This window comes from Sulfurimonas sp. HSL3-7, assembly GCF_039645985.1.
Lineage (GTDB): Bacteria > Campylobacterota > Campylobacteria > Campylobacterales > Sulfurimonadaceae > Sulfonitrofixus > Sulfonitrofixus jiaomeiensis.
In genome coordinates this window covers 320,326-339,139 of record NZ_CP147919.1, presented here as the reverse complement: position 1 = coordinate 339,139, position 18,814 = coordinate 320,326, and the positions used below count along the sequence as shown (strand labels likewise).

Below are 18,814 nucleotides of genomic sequence, written 5' to 3'. Positions count from 1 at the left end.
TCACCTAACGAAAAAGAAGAAGAGCGAAGTGAAACTGCCCGGACTTTGCATTTCTCTAGCTTCGCCCGTTGCCGGACCTTCGTCCGGTCAACCTGAATCTTCTAACTAAAAGATAATAATTCTTCATTATAAGACTTCAACATCTAAAATATCAGTGATGCCATTTAATTTTAAACCGTTTTGGGGTTGATGAAATGGTTGCCTTTTTTTATCTTCTCCCAAAGCTCAGGGTCGTGCCAGTCGGCACGTACGGCGTCGCTGAAAACAATCTTCTCCGGATCGATCTTGCCCATCAGCTCCGAATAGGCGTCGGCTTCAAACCCCTGGGCGTACCCTGTCGCGGTCTCATGGACGATGACGCTGTTGAGTCGGACCTCTTTTTCACCGTTGACCATCGAGGTCAGTTTCAACAACTCGTTGATCATCACAAAGATCACACGCGAAAACTGCTCGGCCGAGGGGGAGACCGGCAGCTGCACCCAGCGGGAAGAGTGTTTTTTCATATCTTCAAGATACTCTTTATCATCCCCGTCCCACAGCGTGATCGCATGGTCAAAACTGTCGATCAGCTCTTTCATGTTCTGCTTCATCAGACCGAAATCATAGACCATCTGGCCGTTGTCCAAGAAATTGGATTCAAACAGTATCTCGATGATGTAGGAGTGCCCGTGAATCGAAGCCCGGCAGCGCTGAGAGGAGCAGCCGCGGACTATGTGCGCGTTTTCAAACTTAAAAGACTTTCGAATTATCATGGCATATCTACTTTAGATTGGACTCCGCCGGTGGTACTTCGTACATCACCTCTGGTTCCGAGCCTAAAAAAGCCAAGAAGTTGGCTTTTTCTAACGACTCTCACATTCTCGAATTTAAACTGTTTTCTGATTATCATAAAATGCATTATAGCATTTAAAAAAGGGAGAAGAAAAATATACCTCTGTTAAAAGTTTCAGATTTAGTGTAGATTGTGCTGGATGTGATCCCGAAGGCGCACTAGTGTGCGTCGAGCGGTGAACTCCGGTGCAAGATGCGCTAAAGCTGTAACTTTTAGTTAAACGCCGTGGACTTCGTCCCAGATGCGGATATGGAGACGGTCACTGTAGGTGTACCCCTTCACTTTGCAGTATTCGATCAGCGGCAGCGCGTTTCTCTCGACCTCCGCTCTGGAGCCGCCGACCGGCATGCAGTAGACCTGGGTTCCCGGTGCATGGGAGAGGATCTCCTCGATCTGTTCGTCCAGCCCGATGTCGATCGAGTCGGCGTCTATCGAAAATTTAAAGAAGGCCTCTTTCGCATTGGTCGCCAGGGAGAAGATCGTATTCGGACGGATCCGCTTGCTGTAGGACTCGCCGCTGTTCTCAAGTTTAACGGACAGGGCAAAGACGCACGCTTTATAGACAGGGTACTTCTCAAAATCCACCCCGAGAGAACCGTTCGTCTCGAAGGTGATACGCAGACCTCTTCCGACTATCGCCTCCAGAAAAGCGACAAAAATCGGATCGTCCGCAACCATCAGCGGTTCACCGCCCGTCAACACCACATCAACATTGGGCGGCAGTTCATACTGGTCAAAGACGCTCAGCAGCTGCTGCAGCTCTCTAATCTCGATCCACTCCGAAGCGAAATGCTCCCGGTTGACCGCATAGACGGTGTCGCATCCCAGGACCGTGGTGCCGTCCGGTGCCTGCTGTTCGCAGCCGAAGCCTTCGCAGCGCATATTGCAGCCGCCGAAACGGAAAAAGAGCGAGGGCACGCCGACATAGCGACCCTCACCCTGGATAGAGAAAAAATGTTCGACCAGGTAGATCAAAAGGTTCTCTTTTGTTTGATGTGAATGGTGAATGGTGAATGGTAAATGGGAAAAACATATTGCATTTTAACTGTCTTTACTAATTTGTTTTGATCTGATGAGTCCAAGTAACATGCGTTTAATAGACTGTAGATCATTATACAGCGGATCAATAGAATGTACATAATTTAAATTCTTTGCTATCAGAAGTTGTGTTTCTACTTCTGAGGCTGAACCTAGAGCAATGTACAAAAATTGAACAAACTCTTTATTACTATGGCGAGCTGATCCTTCAGCAATATTCGAAGGTATTGACACACAAGCCCTTCGAATTTGGTTTGTTAATCCAAACCGTTCATCCGATGGAAATTGTTGTGTAAGTTCATAGAGAGCAGTAACAAAATGCATTGAATTCTGCCATACATCTAAATTTTTATGCATACAGACACCCTCTCCTATTTACTATTATCCATTCACCATTTACCGATTTCACGTCGTGAAATCATCCACCGGTTTCATAAAACGCGCGGGTAGAGACCTCATGGTCGTCGTCGTTCCAGCGGTTCTTCTCCGGCTTGGTACGGATCACCTCTTTAAGCACCAGTGCCGCCTCCTTGATGTCGCCTCGCTTGATGGCGTCATGAATGCTCATCGCCTCGTCGAAATAGAGACAGGGGATCAGATTGCCTTCGGCCGTTAAACGGATCCGGTTGCATTTTTTACAGAAGTCGTCTTTATGCGGCTCGATAATACCGAACTCGTAGCCGTCTTCGAGCTTGTAGTAGTGTGACGGGGAGTGGCCGTCAAAACCCTCATCCTCATAGGCATAACGGCTGCCGATGACAGAAAGCAGCTCCGGGCTCTGCATCCCCTTGATGTCGACTTCGGCATGGACGTTTTCCATATATTCGATAAAACGTACCACCATGCCACGTTCCTTACAGTACTCCAGAACATCCAGTATCTCGTTGTCGTTGAGCCCTTTCATCGGCACCATGTTAACCTTGACTTTCAGGCCGACGGCCAGGGCCTCTTCAACACCTTCAAGAACCTGTTTCAAAACATCTTTTTTCGCGATCTTTTCCGCCATTTCCGGCTTGAGCGAGTCGATTGAGACATTGATACGTTTCAACCCCGCGTCTTTGAGTTTCTGCGCCGCGCCTTTAAGCAGAAAGGCGTTGGTCGTCATCGCCAGGTCGATGTCGTTTTTATAGTCGTAGATCATCTTGATAAACTTGTCAAGGTCTTCGCGAAGCAGCGGTTCACCGCCGGTGATTCGGATCTTTTTGACCCCTTCGTCGATCGCGACTTTAATAAATTCGAAAAGCTCTTCAAAGCTCAGAAGGTTCTCTTTCGGAACCCAGGAGAAAGGCTTTTCTGGCATACAGTATTGACATCTGAAATTGCAGCGTTCCGTTACCGAAACACGCAAATAGTCCACTGTTCTGCCGTAACTGTCAATTAACACAATAGTTCCTTCTTCTTCACCGTTGAGGATGAAATCTTTCTTGGGTATGGTGATATTCGGTTCATATAATTTTCAATAATAGATGAAAGGGTATCAAATAAAATATATTAGTAGGGTTATAATGCAAAGCAGAGAGAAATATCTTGATTTTGATTAAGAACGGTTACACCTCTCTATTGTAGATAAGCGAATTATGTGTGATTTTTCTTTGAAAAAGAGAATGTATTTTGTGTTTAAAAGGGAAGAAAACAGAGACCGTTAAGAGAAAAACTCTCTTAACAGCATAAAACCTACTAGTGCAGGTCTCTCCATACCTGGCGTTTCCAGAGATACGCGAAGATTGCGAAGATGACAAGGAAGATCATAACAGTCTTACCGACTTCGTTGCGCTCTTCGGCTTTCGGATCACCCGCCATCTTAAGATACTCGATCACTTTCTCTGCAGATTCGGCAGTTACACCCGTACGAGGCATTGCCGTCCCTTTAAGAAGGTGCTGCGGGTTCTCGATGAATGTCGAAAGATAGTGCTCGTTACGTGAACGGATGTACATCGAAAGATCCGGCGGCAATTTACCCATGTAGGCTTTGACAGAATCTTGGTACTCAAGTACATCGGCATCGTAACGAAGCTCGTCTTTTTTGTACTTGAATGCCGGTTTTTCACCCATCTGCGTCCAGTTGGTATAACGTACCGCATGACAACGGCCGCAGGCATTTTCAAAGGCCATCGTCGGTGTCACCTCTTCGGCTTTGACGGCAATCGACTGAAGGTAGGCAACGATATCCGCTGTCTCCTGCTCGATGTCACCGCCCGCACCGTAGAAGTTCGGCATCGGGTGAGGACGTGTGTCTGAGAACTTGTGTTCCACCATCGTTGCATGAGCCGGGTTGTTGATTACGGCTGCAAGGAATTTTGCATCGTAGATCGCACCGGCGTTACTAAGGTCAGGCGGGTTGACACCGTAAGCAGCCGCCGAGTCTTTGGCAGACATACCCGTCTCCATGCCCAGTGCTTTGACGTTGTGACAGCCGATACAGCCGCCTGCCATAAACGTGTCGGCACCGCGCGTCGCATCACCCTCTTTTGTCAACGACGGAAGATCCGCGTAAGCAAACTGCTCGCTGTCAATATGCGCATGCATCTGAGAGTGAGCGAACGGCTCTACCAGCCAATAAGTTAGTAGAGAAAAGAAAGTGACAACCGCTAATATAAATAATTCTTTCATTATGATCTTCTCCCTAACACTTTTTTTCTAATTTTGTAATAAACGGCAGGGCAACCCACAAAGCGATAAAGACAACTGCGGCGACCAGACCGATAGTACTGAAGATACCCTCCGGCGGCAATTTACCCATCGCGGTCAGGACGATCATATCGACGACCATGATCCAGAACCAGAGCATAAATGCACCGCGGCGGCTTGCCGGAACGGCATTCGGACTTCTGTCAAGGAACGGCAACAGGAAGAAGATTACCTGAGCAAAACCGAACGCGATCAGACCGATATCTTTCGAGAACGGACGAAGGATCTCGTAAGACCATAGGAAATACCACTCCGGATAGATGTGTGCCGGTGTAACAAGACCGTCAGCCGGATCAAAGTTGACCGGGTCCATCGCAAAGTTGAAATGCCAGAAGACCAGGTAGAAGAAAAAGAGCAGGTAGACGGCAACAACGAACATGTCTTTACTCATAAAGTCGTTCGCAAACGCGATCACTTTAGAAGCCGCTTTGTTACCCGCTTTGTATTTCTCAGCTTCGACTTTAAAATCGATCTCTTCACCCTTCTGGTTGTTAACGTGCGGAATACGAAGCGCACCGAAGTGAATACCGATCAGCGCAAGGATCGCCAACGGGATCAAAAGCACGTGAAGCATAAAGAAACGGTCAAGGAATGCCTGCGCAGGGACATAGTCACCGCGGATCCATTCGACAAGACTGTTCACTTCCAGAGAACCGAGGCTGAAGAGGTTGGTAATAACCATACCCGCCCAGTATGACATCTGACCCCAAGGAAGCATATAGCCCGAAAACGCTTCTGCCGAGAATGCGACAAAAAGCAGCATACCCGAGATCCAGATCATCTCACGGCCTTTTTTGTATGAGCCGTAGTAGATACCCGTGAACATGTGGATATAGATGATCAAAAAGACGACAGACGCCGCTACAGCGTGGACATGACGCCATAACCAGCCAAACTCCACCTCTTGCATAATCGTGTAGTTGACACTGTCAAATGCCGTTGCGACATTCGGCTGATAGTACATCAACAGGAAAATACCCGAAACGAGCAGGATACCGAATGTAACCGCAAGTACCATACCCATCGCCCAGAGAAAGTTGATATCTTTAGGAATCCAATACTCTTTTGCCAGAACACGGCGAAGAGTGTTAACTGCCAAACGCTGGTCAAGCCATTCGTTCAGACTGTTTGCTTTTTCAAAATGTGCCATAAAACCTCTCCTCTATGCTAGGCGATAACGCCAGATTCTTTCATCTTTTTATATTCAGGACCCTCTTCGCCCAAAACAACGGAATTACCTGTGATCTTAAAAGGAGGGATGACAAGAGGACTTGGCGGCGGCGCAAGCGTGTCGATACCGGCAAAGTCAAATTCCCCACCATGGCAGGCGCATTTGAAATCTTTTTTATCTTCACGGTATGCCGGAATACACCCGAGGTGGGTACAGAGGCCGATAGCGATCATAAAGTGATCGTCACCGACGACGATATCACGCGCTGCCTGCTCTTCGTTTTGAGAAGCAACCATCTCTGCTGTCTTTTTTAAGACAAAGATCGGTTTACCGCGCCATTTTTCAACGATCAGTTTGTTTGCAACACATGCTGAAACATCGATCGTCGTAAAACCTGCAGCTTTGACGCTCGGAAGCGGATCCCATGACTTCTTCATGGCATATAAAGCACCTACAGCTCCGACGCCTGCTACAGCACCGAAAGCTTTACCCATAAAGCCTCTTCTAGTTTGATTCATTTCTATACTCACTGTGTGAAATTTTCACACCTATAGTAGATTAAAGCAGATTAATTTATGATAAAGATAAGATATCTTTAAGAAATTTGGTAATTTTCTGTGTAGATTGTGCCAGTTGGTGATAATTGTGTGATAGAGAGATTTCAAGCTGTTTCATGAGTTCCGTTCTGTCAAATCCCTCCACGATCGGGACATTAAGCGATTCAAAAAGCGGGATGAAATCGCGCACATAGTCTGGTCGCTGAATGAAGACAGGACGACCGCCAGAAGCAAGATTCTCAAGGGCAGCCTGCGGTGAAGCGGTCACAAAGAGTTTGGAACCCTGAACCACCTCATCATACTCTTCGAACTCATAGACTTTTTTAAAGGCCGGGGCAAGCTTCTCTTCATAGTTCATGAAAAAGTAAAATCCAAGGATCAGGTCCGCTTCCAGCGCTTCAAAGATATCCAGGTTTTTAAACAGGTCCTCTTCATAGTCATCATCGCCGAAGAAAAAACTCTTCTCTATTGTTTTGGGAACCTTTTCAAAATATTTATCGTCAACAGCGACACCTTGACAGATACCTTCGCCTTCCAGATACGGCGAGATCAAAAACTCTCCGGGCAGCTTCGTCGCATTCGGATCATCACTGACACGGACAAAGGTCGAAAAGTACTCCGTCATCTCTTTATGCATCACCGGATTGATCTCATCCGAGTCAAAGATGATCTTATCACCGTGATGGGCGATCTGCGGGATGTTTCGGACGACATCGATCCCGACGGAGCGCTTGACCCCGAAATCCTTCGCTACCGAAGCAATACGGAAGTCGGATGTCAATAGGGTGATATCGACATCCCCCAGAGCGCGGATAATCGTCGCCGCACGGCGGAAACGGTCCAACCCGATGCGGTGGCCGGTATGTACATAGTAAAAAAGTCTCATCATAACAACTTTGTAAATGGATTTAATAAAAGGCATTATAGGCTAAAGATAACAGGAAAGGCTGAAGCTGAAAAGTATGGTGTGTTTTCATAATGTGGGGATAAGGCAAACACTATGTACACCTACTTCATGCTTTAGACGCATTTTACACAACAATGTTAGGAACTTGTTATACTCTTCCATATCTATAAAGATCTCTCCTCTCTCTACACCTCTTTCGATCACATGATGAAAGCCTGATAATTCTATTCGAGATAGTCTTGCCATGATTCATTTTTTTGAAGACGGTTTTATTCTAACGTAATTAGTATCGGTAACCTACCCCCCCCCATTTTTTCTAAACCCTGTAGAAAGACTTATTCCGTCACTGTAGATTATAATTAGCCGCATCGTTCTCATCATGCATACAGGGACGAGGTATTGATTTGTCGTAAATAAGACGCTTAGGTACTAGGCATTGAGCAGAGAAAAAGTGTAAAAGAGATACGTTCCCATCGCGAGATGGGAACAAGAAGGTGTTTAGTTGAGCTGGCAGCCCGTACCGCTGACACTGCCGCTGGAACCGTCGCTTGGATCGGACCAGCTTGCATTCAGCGTACCGTTATCGAGGTAAATACTCCCGCCGCCGGTCGTCGTATCGTCAATAGTGAAAGTAAGTGTCGTGCCTTCGACCAGACCGCTGATAGGGAATTTTTCGTCCATTTCGATGTCGTAACCCAAACCTGTCACTTTGCCGTCAGCATCGATGTCCATGGTGAAGAGCCCACCGAATCCTGTAGTATCGGTATACCTACCGGTGAAACGGTACTTGGCCGTAGGCGAACTGCCGATACGGTTTGCGGTGAGCGCCACGGAAATGCCGTCAGGCGAGACTGTCGCGGTTCCGTCAAGATGGTCCGCATCTGCAAACGATGCGGTGGCGCTTACGCTGCCGTCATAATAAGGATTGTAGGGGTCACTAGGATCGACGGTGTACAGGCCGCCGCTGAAACTGAGAGTCCTCGCCACGGTATTCCTGGAGCCACTCGTCAGATCCATAAATGTGGTGTATGAATCGTTCTTCGCCCGTGCGATGACGGTGTTGTCAGCCTGTACCAACACGCCCCAGTCGCCGCTGTCATCCGAGGTGTTCCAGCGGCCGATGTACGCACCGCTGTAGGCGCATTCGAGCGTCCCAAGAAAATGTGTTTCTGCCTGTGCCGCAGTCGGTAGAGTTGCAGGCGCATCGGCTCCAAGAGCCGAACTGACTGAACCGTAGAATTGTGATTCGGAAAGGTTGTAATCCGGTGTCGTCCAGGCCGCAGCGGCCTGAATCGTCGCATCAGAGATCTGAATCCCCGATTTGGTCGTATTCTCGTCCAGTGCAAGTAGCAGGCGTACGATATTATTGACTTCTGGGTCCAGAAGGGTCGTCGCATTCGGGGCAAAATCAAGCGGCGTAATGACTGGCGATCCAGCAGCCTGCCCGATGGTCAGCCCGCCGATGCTGAACGTGACGGTCTCGCCGGAAAGGTAACCAAATGCACCCGAAGCACCCGTGGTACCGTTGCCATCGCCTGAACGGGTATAAGTTACCCCTTCGACACCGCTGTCCATGAAATAGCCTGTTTGAAGTGACGGTTCTGTCGTACCGTCACTTCCGCCTCCGCCTCCGCAGCCCGCGGTGAACAATACCGCCGCGGCAGACACCGCTATAGCACTCATCAATTTCATTGCATATCCTTTCAGTTAAAAATACACTACGATTATAATGACAATTTATAAATATAAATTAAAAAAAACTATTTAAAACTCTTCCCGGTTGCGTTGCCTTATAATAATGAAACTACTGTCTATTCGGTGTAAAACTGGGCAGTCCGGTATGCTTTTTCGACAATAGTTTTTTTACTGCAGGATAGTTTGAGTTTATTTAAGTGTGACGCTTCAAAAGATTGTGAAAGCATAGCTTCGGCTATTACATGCTGGACGTTTTTGGAAGTTTATATTGAGATATCCGTTTCCACGTACAATGTGGAAACGGGAAGTGACACAAACAAGGCAGTGTTTACGAAGCCTGCTGTTTCTTTTCCGACATCTTGATATAGATATGCAGGATCTCGATGGCCGCCGGGGTGATGCCCGAGATCTGTGAAGCGGCCTGCAGGGTCGGCGGCTGAAACTTCTCGAGCTTGTCGATCACCTCTTTGGAGAAACCGCGCACCGAGGCAAAATCAAAGTTTGCAGGGATCTTGATGTGAAGGTTCTGCTTCATCTTCTCAATGTCATCCTGCTGTTTTTCGACATAGCGTGCATATTTCGCCTCGACCAGGATCTGTTCCTGGATGTAGTCGTCGAACTTTGCCAGCTCCGGCAGCAGTTTCGCCAGTTTGTCGAGGGTAAAACTCTTTCTGGCAATGATCTGCTGCGCATTGACCTTGTCGCTGATGCGCTCTTCGCCGATACTCTCCAAAAAGGCGATAAACTCTTTGTTCGGCGTATAATCCGTCGCATTGATGAGTGCAACGCCTTCTTTAATCTGAGCGATCTTCTTCTCGACGGCGGCATGTTCTTCGTCACTGATCAGACCCAGCGCGTGACCGTATTTGCTCAGGCGCATGTCGGCCGACTCCTCGCGCAGCAGCAGACGGTACTCCGCGCGTGAAGTGAACATACGGTAGGGCTCTTTCGTCCCTTTTGTCACGAGATCGTCGATCAATACACCGATATAGGCTTCGTCGCGTCCCAGGATCAGCGGCTCTTTTTCCTGCAGGCTCAATGCGGCGTTGATACCCGCCATCAGCCCCTGTGCCGCCGCCTCTTCATATCCCGTCGTTCCGTTGATCTGTCCCGCAAGGTAGAGGTTCTTGACCTTTTTGGTCTCAAGCGAATGGGTCAGCTCCGTCGGATCGACGTAGTCGTACTCGATCGCATACCCGTAACGGACGATCTTCGCATTTTCCATCCCTTTGATCGAGTGGACCATCGCCTGCTGAACATCAGGCGGCAGGGAGGTGCTCATACCGTTGATGTAGCACTCCGTGTTGTCCATCGTCTGCGGTTCGATAAAGAGGTGGTGACGCTCTTTGTCGCGGAAACGGTTGATCTTGTCCTCGATACTCGGGCAGTAGCGCGGTCCGACCCCTTCTATCTGGCCGGTAAAAAGCGGCGCGCGGTAGAAGTTCTTTTCGATGATCTCATGCGTGTCAATATTGGTATAGGTGATATAACACGGCAGCTGCTGTTTGTTCTCTTTGAATTTCGCTCTGTCGGTTCGGAAACTGAACGGCGTCGGCAGTTCATCGCCCGGCTGCTCTTCCATGACAGAAAAATCGATACTTGAACTGTCGATCCGCGGGCAGGTTCCCGTCTTGAGACGGCCGATGGTCAGACCTGCATCCATCAGGGAGATGGAGAGTTTATTGGCCGCGAACTCGCCGAAACGCCCCGCCTCCTGTGTGATCTCGCCGACATGCACGACACCGCGCAAAAAAGTCCCTGTCGTCAAAATGACTTTCTTCGCGCTGAACTCATTGAGCAGGCTGGTACGCACACCGACAACGCTGTCACCTTCCATCAACAGGTCGTCAACGGTCTCCTGCAACAGCTCGAGGTTCGGGGTGTTTAGCACAATATTACGCGCGATGACACGGTACTGGTCCATGTCAATCTGCGCGCGTGTTCCGCGTACTGCCGGCCCTTTGGTGTTGTTGAGGATACGAAACTGGATCCCGGCTTCGTCGGTAATCAGCCCCATCTCGCCGCCGAGGGCATCAAGTTCACGCACCAGATGCCCTTTGGCTAGACCGCCGACCGCCGGGTTACAGCTCGTTGCACCGACATTTTCAGCCAGCATCGAGACCAGCAGTGTCTTCTGACCCATACGCGCAGCGGCCAGGGAGGCCTCGACCCCGGCATGGCCGCCACCGACAACGATTACATCATAATTCATATCTTTTCCATTTTCAAGGTGCAGCATATACTGCTTTTAATGGTGCAATTATAGCGTGAAGAGGCAAAAGAGAGTCAGCGGCTCTCTCTTAGTCTCTGATTTTTACTATTTGTTAAGCCTTGAAAGTACAAAAATCGAACAGGACCTGCTCTCTTTACAGCAGACCGTTCTCTTTTATCACTGCTTCAAAGGCCTCAGCCATCAGCCCGTATCCTATTGCATTGGGATGGATACGGTCACTTTTCAATGCCGGTTCACTCTCTATCTTCTCTAGAATGTTCCCTTCGAAAAGAACACCTTTTTCCTGGGCGATCTCTTCATAAAGCGCCACGGTATTGGGTCCGAACAGCCCAAAACCTGGCACGCCGACCAGCAGTACCTCTGCCCCGCTCTTTCGTGAAAGCTGTATCATCGCGATCAGGTTGAGTTTAAGCTGCTCTCTTGACGATTGTCTCAGAATATCATTGCCGCCGTGACACAAGATCACAAGCGCAGGATGGTATCGCTCAAGCAATCCGGGTAGCCTTTTTAATCCCGCTGACGAAACTTCCCCCGATATACCGGCATTGATGACACTGCGTCCGATACGTGTTTGCAGCTGTTTCGGATAACTCATCTCCACTGCACCGTAGCCATAGGTCAGACTGTCGCCGAAAGCCAGTACCCGTGCATCAGATCCAAGTCTTTGTCTCTCAGGCGATGGTGTATCGAATCTGTTCAGAAAAAGAAGTACCAGGATAAGGCCAAGAAAAAGTGCTGCTAAATTGGTTTTGTTCATGTGATTACTCTAAAAATGAGTTGTCTTAAATGTAGATATAAGAAGAAGGAAGGAAAACGCAGGAGAGTCCTGCGCAGAGACTACTCAGCTACTGGAGCTTGGTCTACAGCGATAATGCCGTTCTCATCAGCTTTAAGAACGTCAGGCTGCTGCCCCTGATTTTGTACTTTTGCAGGTGCTGCTTCTGGTGCGTTAGCACTACAACCGGCAAATCCAACTGCCAACAATGCAAGTAGTGCTACAGAAAAGATTTTTTTCATATTTATCCCCTTTGAATATGTCGCTTTCCGAGCTTTTACCGTCCCCGTACAGGTGATGAAAAAAGGCTCGAATTTTACGCTTGGGTGATTATAACAAAAATATCACATCTTTTCTCTTTTGACCTGCACAACTTCTAAAAATCGGTTTCAGGCAGATCAAATTGCTAGGATATGCAACAGTCAAAGGCTGCGAGATACCTATCTTAGCTCTATTCAAGTTCTTTCTTGAATTTTTCCGCATAAAAACGAACACCGAGATAATCGCACAGTAATCTTGTATCTACTTCGGCATTGCCGAGACAACTTGTCGCACCCGGTGAGGGTGTCATATTGAAGATCACGCCGATCTCTGTCTCTATCTTCGCTTCGCCCAGAAGCAGTTCTTTCTTCACCTTGTCGATCACCTGCGGACGCAGACCCCCGACATTTTCGGCGAACTCGATCTCCTCCGGTTCAATATTCGGAATGATCTTTCTCAGCTCTTTGACAAACTCGTTTCGCCGAAGACCTGGGATCTCATAGATAAAGTTCCTGAAAATGTAGTCGCGGATATCATCATCTTTCAGAAGATCGTAGAAGACCTTTACGACGGTCTCATCAGGGCTGAGCGCATGTAAAAAGTCGACAAAGTGGCTTGCGCGGTAACGCTCCAGTTTGGGCAGGGCCAGCGCTGTCGGACCGAAGCGGGCGATGCCGTCTTTGACCAGATCGGGATCGCCGTGGACAGCGGCAAAAGGGAGTTTCGGGTTTTGCACCGTATAGACTTTGGAGTTCAGTATGTTCTCTTTGGCATAAAAAAAACTTCCGCCTATCGGCAGGCAGGAGTACGCCTCGCCGAAACCCATTTGATGGGCCAAAAGCAGGGAGTGTGCCCCGGCATTGACGACGACAAAGTCCACAAAATACTCCCCCTCATCACTTGCCAAAATAATTTTGTCGCCCCGCTTTTTCATCGACGTTATCTGGGTGTTCAAAAAGAGCTCCACCTCTTTTTTGGACTCTTTTTTGGCATTATCGACAAAGCTCTTCGCAATAGCACCGAAGTCTACGGCAGAATATTGATCTTTTGCCCCCATCGCGACAACCGGTTCAGTCCGCCCTTCCATCAATGCCGGTTCGATCTCGGCCAAGGCCGTTTCATCCCAAAGTTCCATATAGGGGTAGAGCGCTACGAACTCTTTATAGCGCTTTTTGATATAGGCCACTTCTTCGGCACCGACGCCCAGTGCCATCTTCGTAACCTTGTGGATATGTTTGCCGCCGTAGCCGTGGTTAAGGGCATATCTTTCCAGCATGTTCGCCGTACGTTTGACCTTTTTGGCCTTCGCATAGGTGTAATTGGTCTCGATATCGCCGCAGTGCAAAGTCTGGGAGTTGCTTCTGGCATTGGTGTTGACGCTGCCTATCTCATCATACTTTTCAAAAAGAGCGACACTCGAGAGGTCGGTATAACGGGCCAGGGTGTAAAGCAGTGAAGTTCCGGAGATGCCGCCGCCGATAATGGCGACCTGAAAATAGTGGTTGTCATGCATATCATTTCTTCATAATAAAAATTTATACACTATAATATATTATTTATTAACATACGGCAGCCCCTCTACCAAAACAGACAAATTGACACCTGCATATTTAATATAATCCTGCCGCACATCACCTAGCTCTCTTCTTTCATCTTTTATCCATTTTCAAAGCGATATAATGTCGAAAACAGAGGGCGTATCCTATGCCCCGGAAAGATTTTCCCATGCAAGCACAATTTTCACAAGAGTTCCCGAAGTTCAAAGCGAAGATCCAGAACTTCATCACAACGACGAAGTTCAAAGAGAAATCAGCCGAATATGAAGAGCTCTTTAACCAGATGGCATCCGTCGCACCGGATGACATGAAACACTACATCGAAAAGTCGCCGACATTTCTTCAGGCACGCAACAAAAGCCTTGCGTTGATGGAGCGCATCGTTGCGATTCATAAAGAACTCGAAGAGATCTTTGAGATGGACGAGATTACCTTGGGACTCAAATTCAAATACAACCTGAACGAGGTTGACGAGCTGATCGGCAACAAGGTCAAAGAGGCGGCCAACCTGGTTCACCAGTTCGGTATCGTCTCAGAAGAAGGGCGTAAAGCGATAGAGATGGTCGACGACCCCTTTCTGTCACAGGCCCTTTAAGTCAGACCATGCCATTCGAACATTTTCCTAAAGAAGCCATCCCTTTTTTAAGGTCAATTGAACAAAACAATACCAAAGAGTGGTTTGAAGCCCATAAAGATGGCTATACCAAATACATCCTGGAACCAAGCCGTGCCTTTGTCGAAGAGATGGGCGAACATCTGCAGGCCCTTGTACCGACGATCAATGCCATCCCGAAGATCAACCACTCTCTCTTTCGTATCTATCGTGACACCCGTTTTTCCAAAGACAAAACCCCCATCAAATCCAAGATCGGCATTATCTTTTGGCAGGGCCAGGATATACGGATGCAGTCAAGCTGCTTTTACCTGCACTTTTCACCCCGGGAGCTGCTCATCGCTTCCGGTATAAGGACCTTTGATCCTGATCTTTTAGCTGCTTACCGCGACTATATCAAAGTCGATAAAAACCGTGAGGCACTCCACCTGATTCTGGAAGCGCTGAAGAACAGAGGGTACACTGTTGAAGAACCCCACTATAAACGTCTGCCTAGAGGGTTCGACAAAAAGATGAGTCTGGAATATTTAGCCCGAATGAAAGCTATAGCCGTCTATCATACGGACAAAGCTTCGCTTATCTCAGAAAAAAAACTTATTCCTGAACTTTACAGACATTATGAAACTTTTCTGCCGCTGCAGCAGTGGCTGTATGTAATGAGCCTGACCAAATCACGCGATTAATCGACCCACCACATTCGTAACAGTAAACCGGCAGTAGAGGTGTAGCCCACCTCGCTGAAACGGATCTCCCCCGAAGCATCATAGATAAATGTTGTCGGATAGCCTTGAACATTAAAGCGACTGGCCCACCGTCCGTCATTATCATTTATGACACCAAAATCAAATTCACGTTCTTCCATATAGGTTCGCAGCGCTTCATTATCGCCTGACTTCACGGCAAATGTTACAACGTTATATTGTTTTGAGAGACGCTGAATGTTGTCTGCTTCGACCTTGCAGGTGGGACACCACGTCGCCCAAAAATGAATAAGCAGCGGTTTGCCTTCAAAAACGGCGGAATCAAACTGATCACCGCTGATCAGCAACGCTTTTATTGCAGGCAGTTGATTCTCTGTAATGTCAGGTTTACGTATATAACTCAAGACATTGCTGATCACCAAAATCATAAGCAGCATAATAGCGATCTCTTTGAGTATACGTTTGAGCGTCCATCTCTTTTGGCTGTGTTTTTGCATTATATAGCTCGGTTTTTAGAAATTATAGCTGGATTATTGAGCGAATAGAAAATAGAGAAGGATAACGAAGTTCATTTTTACCATGCCTGAACTTTATGAAGTTTTAGATCTTGTGTAGAATGTTCCGAAGTAACACCAAGGGTGTACCACGTCCCTCTGAAGTGAACTTCAGTGCGGGGTGCACCGAAGCTGAAACCATTACTTATATCTATAAGTAATACGCCCTTTGTCCAAAGAGTATGGTGTAAGTTCAAGCTTTACTCTGTCTCCAGGCAAAATCTTGATGTAGTGCATACGCATCTTGCCGGCAATGTGACACAAGATCACATGCCCGTTATCAAGCTCTACGCGGAATGTTGCATTCGGCAGCGCTTCAACTATTTTCCCATCAACTTCAATGACGTCTGATTTTGCCATGAATTATCCTTGTGAAAGTATTTCTGCTTTGCCGCCAACGACAGCAACAGTATGTTCATAATGCGACCCGCGTAGGCCATCTTTACTAACGACATCCCACCCGTTCTCCAGGATCACGGGTTTCGCCTCTTTTTGGCAGATCATCGGCTCTATACAGAAGACCATGCCGTTCTTGATCTTCGGACCCGCTTTTGGGTTCCCGCCGTCAAGATAGTTCGGGATCTGAGGCTCTTCGTGCGGCTGTTTACCGATACCGTGACCGCAAAAGTCACGAAGCGGTACAAAACCGCGACTCAGGATAAACTCCTGCATCAGGTAGGAGAGCTCTTTGAACCGCATGCCGTCTTTGATATTCTCGATTGCATAGTAGAGGGTATCTTTGGCACAGGCAATCAGCTTCTCATCCGTTTCACTTATCTGACCGACACCGACGGTAATGGCTGCGTCACCGTAATAGCCCTCAAATTTCGTTCCGATATCGTAACCGACGATATCACCCTCTTGCAGTTTGTAATCACTCGGAATGCCGTGTATGATCACTTCATTAACGGAGGTACAGACTGCATTGGGAAAACCGTAGAGGCCTTTGAACGAAGGAAGAGCGCCCTGCGAACGGATATAGTCTTCCGCCATCGCATCAAGCTCTTTAAGCGAAGCACCGACACGGGTATTTTCCCGCATCAGGTTAAGCGTCTCGCCAACGATCTTGTTGGCAGCACGCAGTTTTTCTATTTCAACGTTTTTGCGAATCGCAATAGCCATATTTACAGACCAACCGCGCTGATAGTTTCGTACTTGCTCATGTAGATCTGAGCTTCGATCTTACGCATTGTGTCAAGGGCTACCTGAACAACGATAAGAACGGCAGTACCGCCGAAAAAGAAAGGAACACCCATCCCTTTGATGATCATAAACGGCAGCGTTGCCACCAGACCAAGATAGAGGGCACCCGTAATCGTCAAGCGAGAAGCTGTCTCATTTAGGAAAGCAGCCGTACTCGCTCCCGGACGGACACCAGGGATGAACCCACCTTGACGCTTCAAATTCTCTGAGATGTCTTTTGCGTTAAAGACGATCGATGCATAGAAAAATGCAAAGAAGATAACAAAGGTAAAGGTCAAAAAGTTAAAGAAATAACTGTTTGGATTCAATACATCCGCAATCGCCTGAACCGTAGGGTTCGTGCTGCTTGAAAGTACCGTCATCGGGAACATCAAAATAGCCGATGCGAAGATGACCGGGATAACACCTGACAAGTTGACCTTGATAGGGATGTAGTTCATAACACGCTTATTTTGGTTTTGCATCATCGTTTTCTTTGCATAGGTGACAGGCACACGGCGCTCACCCAGTTCTACATAGATAATAACACCGACAGTCACCAGGATCAGTGCAAGGATAGCAAGAACCGTTAAAAAACTCATTGCTCCCTCGTTGACCATAGAGATCGACTGACCGATCGCACTTGGAATCGCCGAAACGATACCCGCAAAGATAATCAAAGAGATACCGTTACCGATACCACTTTGCGTGATCTGCTCACCAATCCACATCAACAGCATCGTTCCTGCAAGCATGGAGACTGCAGAGATTACGATAAATGTCGTGTGGTCTGTTAAGATCGCACTTGAGCCGTCAGGCCCCGTCAAACTTTGTAGACCAATGCTCACACCGATCGCCTGCACAATAGTGATGGCGATCGTTGCATAACGGATGATCTGCATATATTTCACCATACCGTCGCGCTCTTTTTTCATCTGACCCAAATTCGGGAATGTCGCTGCTAAAAGTTCCATGATGATTGAGGCGGTGATATAAGGCATGATACCGAGTGAAATAATTGAGAGACGTTCGACTGCATTACCACTGAACATATTCATAAGTCCAAGAGCATCAGATTGATGAGAGTCGAAGAAAGATGCGATTACCGCAGTATCTACCCCCGGTACCGGCACGTATGCCAGTAGACGGTAGATGAAGAGAAACCCGATCGTTATTAAGATCTTGTTTACAAGTTGCTGGTTCATTATTTGCCAGTTGTTGTAACGTTTTCGTCTTTAATTTTAGAAGCAAGGTCCTTAGCAGAAGCACCAACAAGTTTAACACATGTTGTCTCTTTGCTAAGTTTGTGTACTTCACGAATTGTAGCCATTGTGATCTCTGCAAGTTCAGCAACTGCAGTTACTTTCTCGACATTGATCACGTACGGTTTTTCAACACGTGACGTAAAACCGATCTTAGGAAGACGGCGTGCCAACGGCTGCTGTCCACCCTCGAAGTTACGCTTGCGTTTGTAACCTGTACGGGATTTTTGACCTTTTTGACCACGAGTCGATGTTTTACCCATGCCTGAACCCTGACCGCGTCCTACACGTTTACGAGACTGTGTAGAACCTTCTGCAGGTGTTAAGTTTTCTAATGCCATGACCTATCCTTTCATGTTTGCAAGTGCTTCGACAGTCGCACGTACAACGGTATTTGGATTGTTTGAGCCAATAGACTTCGTCAAGATATCCTGGATACCGGCAAGCTCAAGAACAGGACGAAGCGCACCACCGGCGATAATACCTGTACCTTCTGATGCCGGAGCCATCCATACACGACTAGCATTGAATTTGTGCTCAATATCGTGAGCAATAGTAGTACCTTTAATCTTAACAGTAGTTAAGTTTTTGAAGGCATTGTCTACTGCTTTACGGATTGCATCAGGAACCTCTTTCGCTTTACCGACACCGTAACCGACGGTACCATTTTTGTTACCGACAACCACTAGTGCTGTAAAACGGAAACGACGTCCACCTTTTACAACTTTTGTTACACGACCGATGTTTACGATCGATTCTTCGAAATCTTCTCTGTTGATTGTATTCATC

At 47.6% G+C, this 18,814-nt stretch carries 21 protein-coding genes; 2 read left to right on the top strand and 19 right to left on the bottom strand.

All coding sequences use genetic code 11. The features are described from left to right. Nucleotides 1-170: 170 nt before the first annotated feature. The 13 genes from WCY20_RS01760 to WCY20_RS01700 all read right to left on the bottom strand — a co-directional run bounded on the left by WCY20_RS01760 (nucleotide 171) and on the right by WCY20_RS01700 (nucleotide 13,670). A complete protein-coding gene (locus WCY20_RS01760) occupies nucleotides 171-752 on the bottom strand; it encodes a 6-carboxytetrahydropterin synthase (protein ID WP_345976553.1) in 582 nt (193 codons plus the stop codon). A 296-nt stretch (nucleotides 753-1,048) separates the two neighbouring features. Beyond that, the gene (locus WCY20_RS01755) at nucleotides 1,049-1,807 is read right to left on the bottom strand and encodes a 7-carboxy-7-deazaguanine synthase QueE (RefSeq protein WP_345976552.1); all 759 of its coding nucleotides are present in this window, start codon (nucleotides 1,805-1,807) and stop codon (nucleotides 1,049-1,051) included. A 66-nt stretch (nucleotides 1,808-1,873) separates the two neighbouring features. After that, nucleotides 1,874-2,227 (bottom strand): four helix bundle protein, encoded by a 354-nt coding sequence (locus WCY20_RS01750; protein WP_345976551.1) that lies wholly within the window; start codon nucleotides 2,225-2,227, stop codon nucleotides 1,874-1,876. A 61-nt stretch (nucleotides 2,228-2,288) separates the two neighbouring features. Beyond that, the gene (moaA, locus tag WCY20_RS01745; RefSeq protein WP_345976550.1) at nucleotides 2,289-3,254 is read right to left on the bottom strand and encodes a GTP 3',8-cyclase MoaA; all 966 of its coding nucleotides are present in this window, start codon (nucleotides 3,252-3,254) and stop codon (nucleotides 2,289-2,291) included. A 293-nt stretch (nucleotides 3,255-3,547) separates the two neighbouring features. After that, nucleotides 3,548-4,480, bottom strand: coding sequence for a c-type cytochrome (locus WCY20_RS01740; RefSeq protein ID WP_345976549.1), 933 nt, complete (start codon nucleotides 4,478-4,480; stop codon nucleotides 3,548-3,550). 13 nt (nucleotides 4,481-4,493) lie between these two features. Continuing rightward, complete coding sequence (locus WCY20_RS01735) at nucleotides 4,494-5,708, bottom strand: cytochrome bc complex cytochrome b subunit (protein WP_345976548.1); 1,215 nt, start codon at nucleotides 5,706-5,708, stop codon at nucleotides 4,494-4,496. 17 nt (nucleotides 5,709-5,725) lie between these two features. Next, nucleotides 5,726-6,247 carry a ubiquinol-cytochrome c reductase iron-sulfur subunit gene (gene petA, locus WCY20_RS01730; protein WP_345976547.1) on the bottom strand — a complete coding sequence of 174 codons (522 nt, stop codon included), beginning with the start codon at nucleotides 6,245-6,247 and terminating at the stop codon, nucleotides 5,726-5,728. Between the two features lie 55 nt (nucleotides 6,248-6,302). Further along, nucleotides 6,303-7,175: a hypothetical protein gene (locus WCY20_RS01725; protein ID WP_345976546.1), complete on the bottom strand. Its 873-nt coding sequence runs from the start codon at nucleotides 7,173-7,175 to the stop codon at nucleotides 6,303-6,305. Between the two features lie 516 nt (nucleotides 7,176-7,691). Beyond that, the gene (locus tag WCY20_RS01720) at nucleotides 7,692-8,885 is read right to left on the bottom strand and encodes a hypothetical protein (RefSeq protein WP_345976545.1); all 1,194 of its coding nucleotides are present in this window, start codon (nucleotides 8,883-8,885) and stop codon (nucleotides 7,692-7,694) included. 331 nt (nucleotides 8,886-9,216) lie between these two features. Then, nucleotides 9,217-11,100 carry a tRNA uridine-5-carboxymethylaminomethyl(34) synthesis enzyme MnmG gene (gene mnmG / locus WCY20_RS01715; protein WP_345976544.1) on the bottom strand — a complete coding sequence of 628 codons (1,884 nt, stop codon included), beginning with the start codon at nucleotides 11,098-11,100 and terminating at the stop codon, nucleotides 9,217-9,219. Nucleotides 11,101-11,254: 154 nt separating this feature from the next. Continuing rightward, on the bottom strand, nucleotides 11,255-11,878 hold the full coding sequence (locus tag WCY20_RS01710; protein WP_345976543.1) for an arylesterase: 624 nt from the start codon (nucleotides 11,876-11,878) through the stop codon (nucleotides 11,255-11,257). A gap of 80 nt (nucleotides 11,879-11,958) precedes the next feature. Then, complete coding sequence (locus WCY20_RS01705; protein WP_345976542.1) at nucleotides 11,959-12,138, bottom strand: hypothetical protein; 180 nt, start codon at nucleotides 12,136-12,138, stop codon at nucleotides 11,959-11,961. Between the two features lie 209 nt (nucleotides 12,139-12,347). Further along, nucleotides 12,348-13,670 (bottom strand): FAD-dependent oxidoreductase, encoded by a 1,323-nt coding sequence (locus tag WCY20_RS01700; RefSeq protein ID WP_345976541.1) that lies wholly within the window; start codon nucleotides 13,668-13,670, stop codon nucleotides 12,348-12,350. A gap of 212 nt (nucleotides 13,671-13,882) precedes the next feature. On the opposite strand from WCY20_RS01700, the gene WCY20_RS01695 reads away from it, so the two are divergent. Together WCY20_RS01695 and WCY20_RS01690 are read left to right on the top strand one after the other, a co-directional pair. Further along, nucleotides 13,883-14,308 carry a hypothetical protein gene (locus tag WCY20_RS01695; RefSeq protein ID WP_345976540.1) on the top strand — a complete coding sequence of 142 codons (426 nt, stop codon included), beginning with the start codon at nucleotides 13,883-13,885 and terminating at the stop codon, nucleotides 14,306-14,308. 8 nt (nucleotides 14,309-14,316) lie between these two features. After that, entirely contained in the window at nucleotides 14,317-15,009 is a 693-nt protein-coding gene (locus tag WCY20_RS01690; protein WP_345976539.1) for a DUF2461 domain-containing protein, read from the top strand. Here WCY20_RS01690 and WCY20_RS01685 read toward each other — a convergent pair. From WCY20_RS01685 to rpsE, 6 genes are all read right to left on the bottom strand, one after another. Next, nucleotides 15,006-15,524 carry a protein disulfide oxidoreductase gene (locus WCY20_RS01685; protein WP_345976538.1) on the bottom strand — a complete coding sequence of 173 codons (519 nt, stop codon included), beginning with the start codon at nucleotides 15,522-15,524 and terminating at the stop codon, nucleotides 15,006-15,008. The two genes, WCY20_RS01690 and WCY20_RS01685, sit on opposite strands and share 4 nt — an antisense overlap. 198 nt (nucleotides 15,525-15,722) lie before the next feature. Further along, the gene (gene infA / locus WCY20_RS01680) at nucleotides 15,723-15,941 is read right to left on the bottom strand and encodes a translation initiation factor IF-1 (RefSeq protein ID WP_345976537.1); all 219 of its coding nucleotides are present in this window, start codon (nucleotides 15,939-15,941) and stop codon (nucleotides 15,723-15,725) included. Between the two features lie 3 nt (nucleotides 15,942-15,944). Continuing rightward, nucleotides 15,945-16,703: a type I methionyl aminopeptidase gene (map, locus tag WCY20_RS01675; protein ID WP_345976536.1), complete on the bottom strand. Its 759-nt coding sequence runs from the start codon at nucleotides 16,701-16,703 to the stop codon at nucleotides 15,945-15,947. Nucleotides 16,704-16,705: 2 nt separating this feature from the next. Then, nucleotides 16,706-17,968 carry a preprotein translocase subunit SecY gene (gene secY, locus WCY20_RS01670; RefSeq protein ID WP_345976535.1) on the bottom strand — a complete coding sequence of 421 codons (1,263 nt, stop codon included), beginning with the start codon at nucleotides 17,966-17,968 and terminating at the stop codon, nucleotides 16,706-16,708. Continuing rightward, complete coding sequence (rplO, locus tag WCY20_RS01665; RefSeq protein WP_345976534.1) at nucleotides 17,968-18,366, bottom strand: 50S ribosomal protein L15; 399 nt, start codon at nucleotides 18,364-18,366, stop codon at nucleotides 17,968-17,970. The genes secY and rplO overlap by 1 nt, the downstream gene beginning before the upstream one ends. Nucleotides 18,367-18,369: 3 nt before the next feature. Beyond that, nucleotides 18,370-18,813: a 30S ribosomal protein S5 gene (rpsE, locus tag WCY20_RS01660; protein WP_345978196.1), complete on the bottom strand. Its 444-nt coding sequence runs from the start codon at nucleotides 18,811-18,813 to the stop codon at nucleotides 18,370-18,372. Between the last annotated feature and the right edge of the window lies 1 nt (nucleotide 18,814).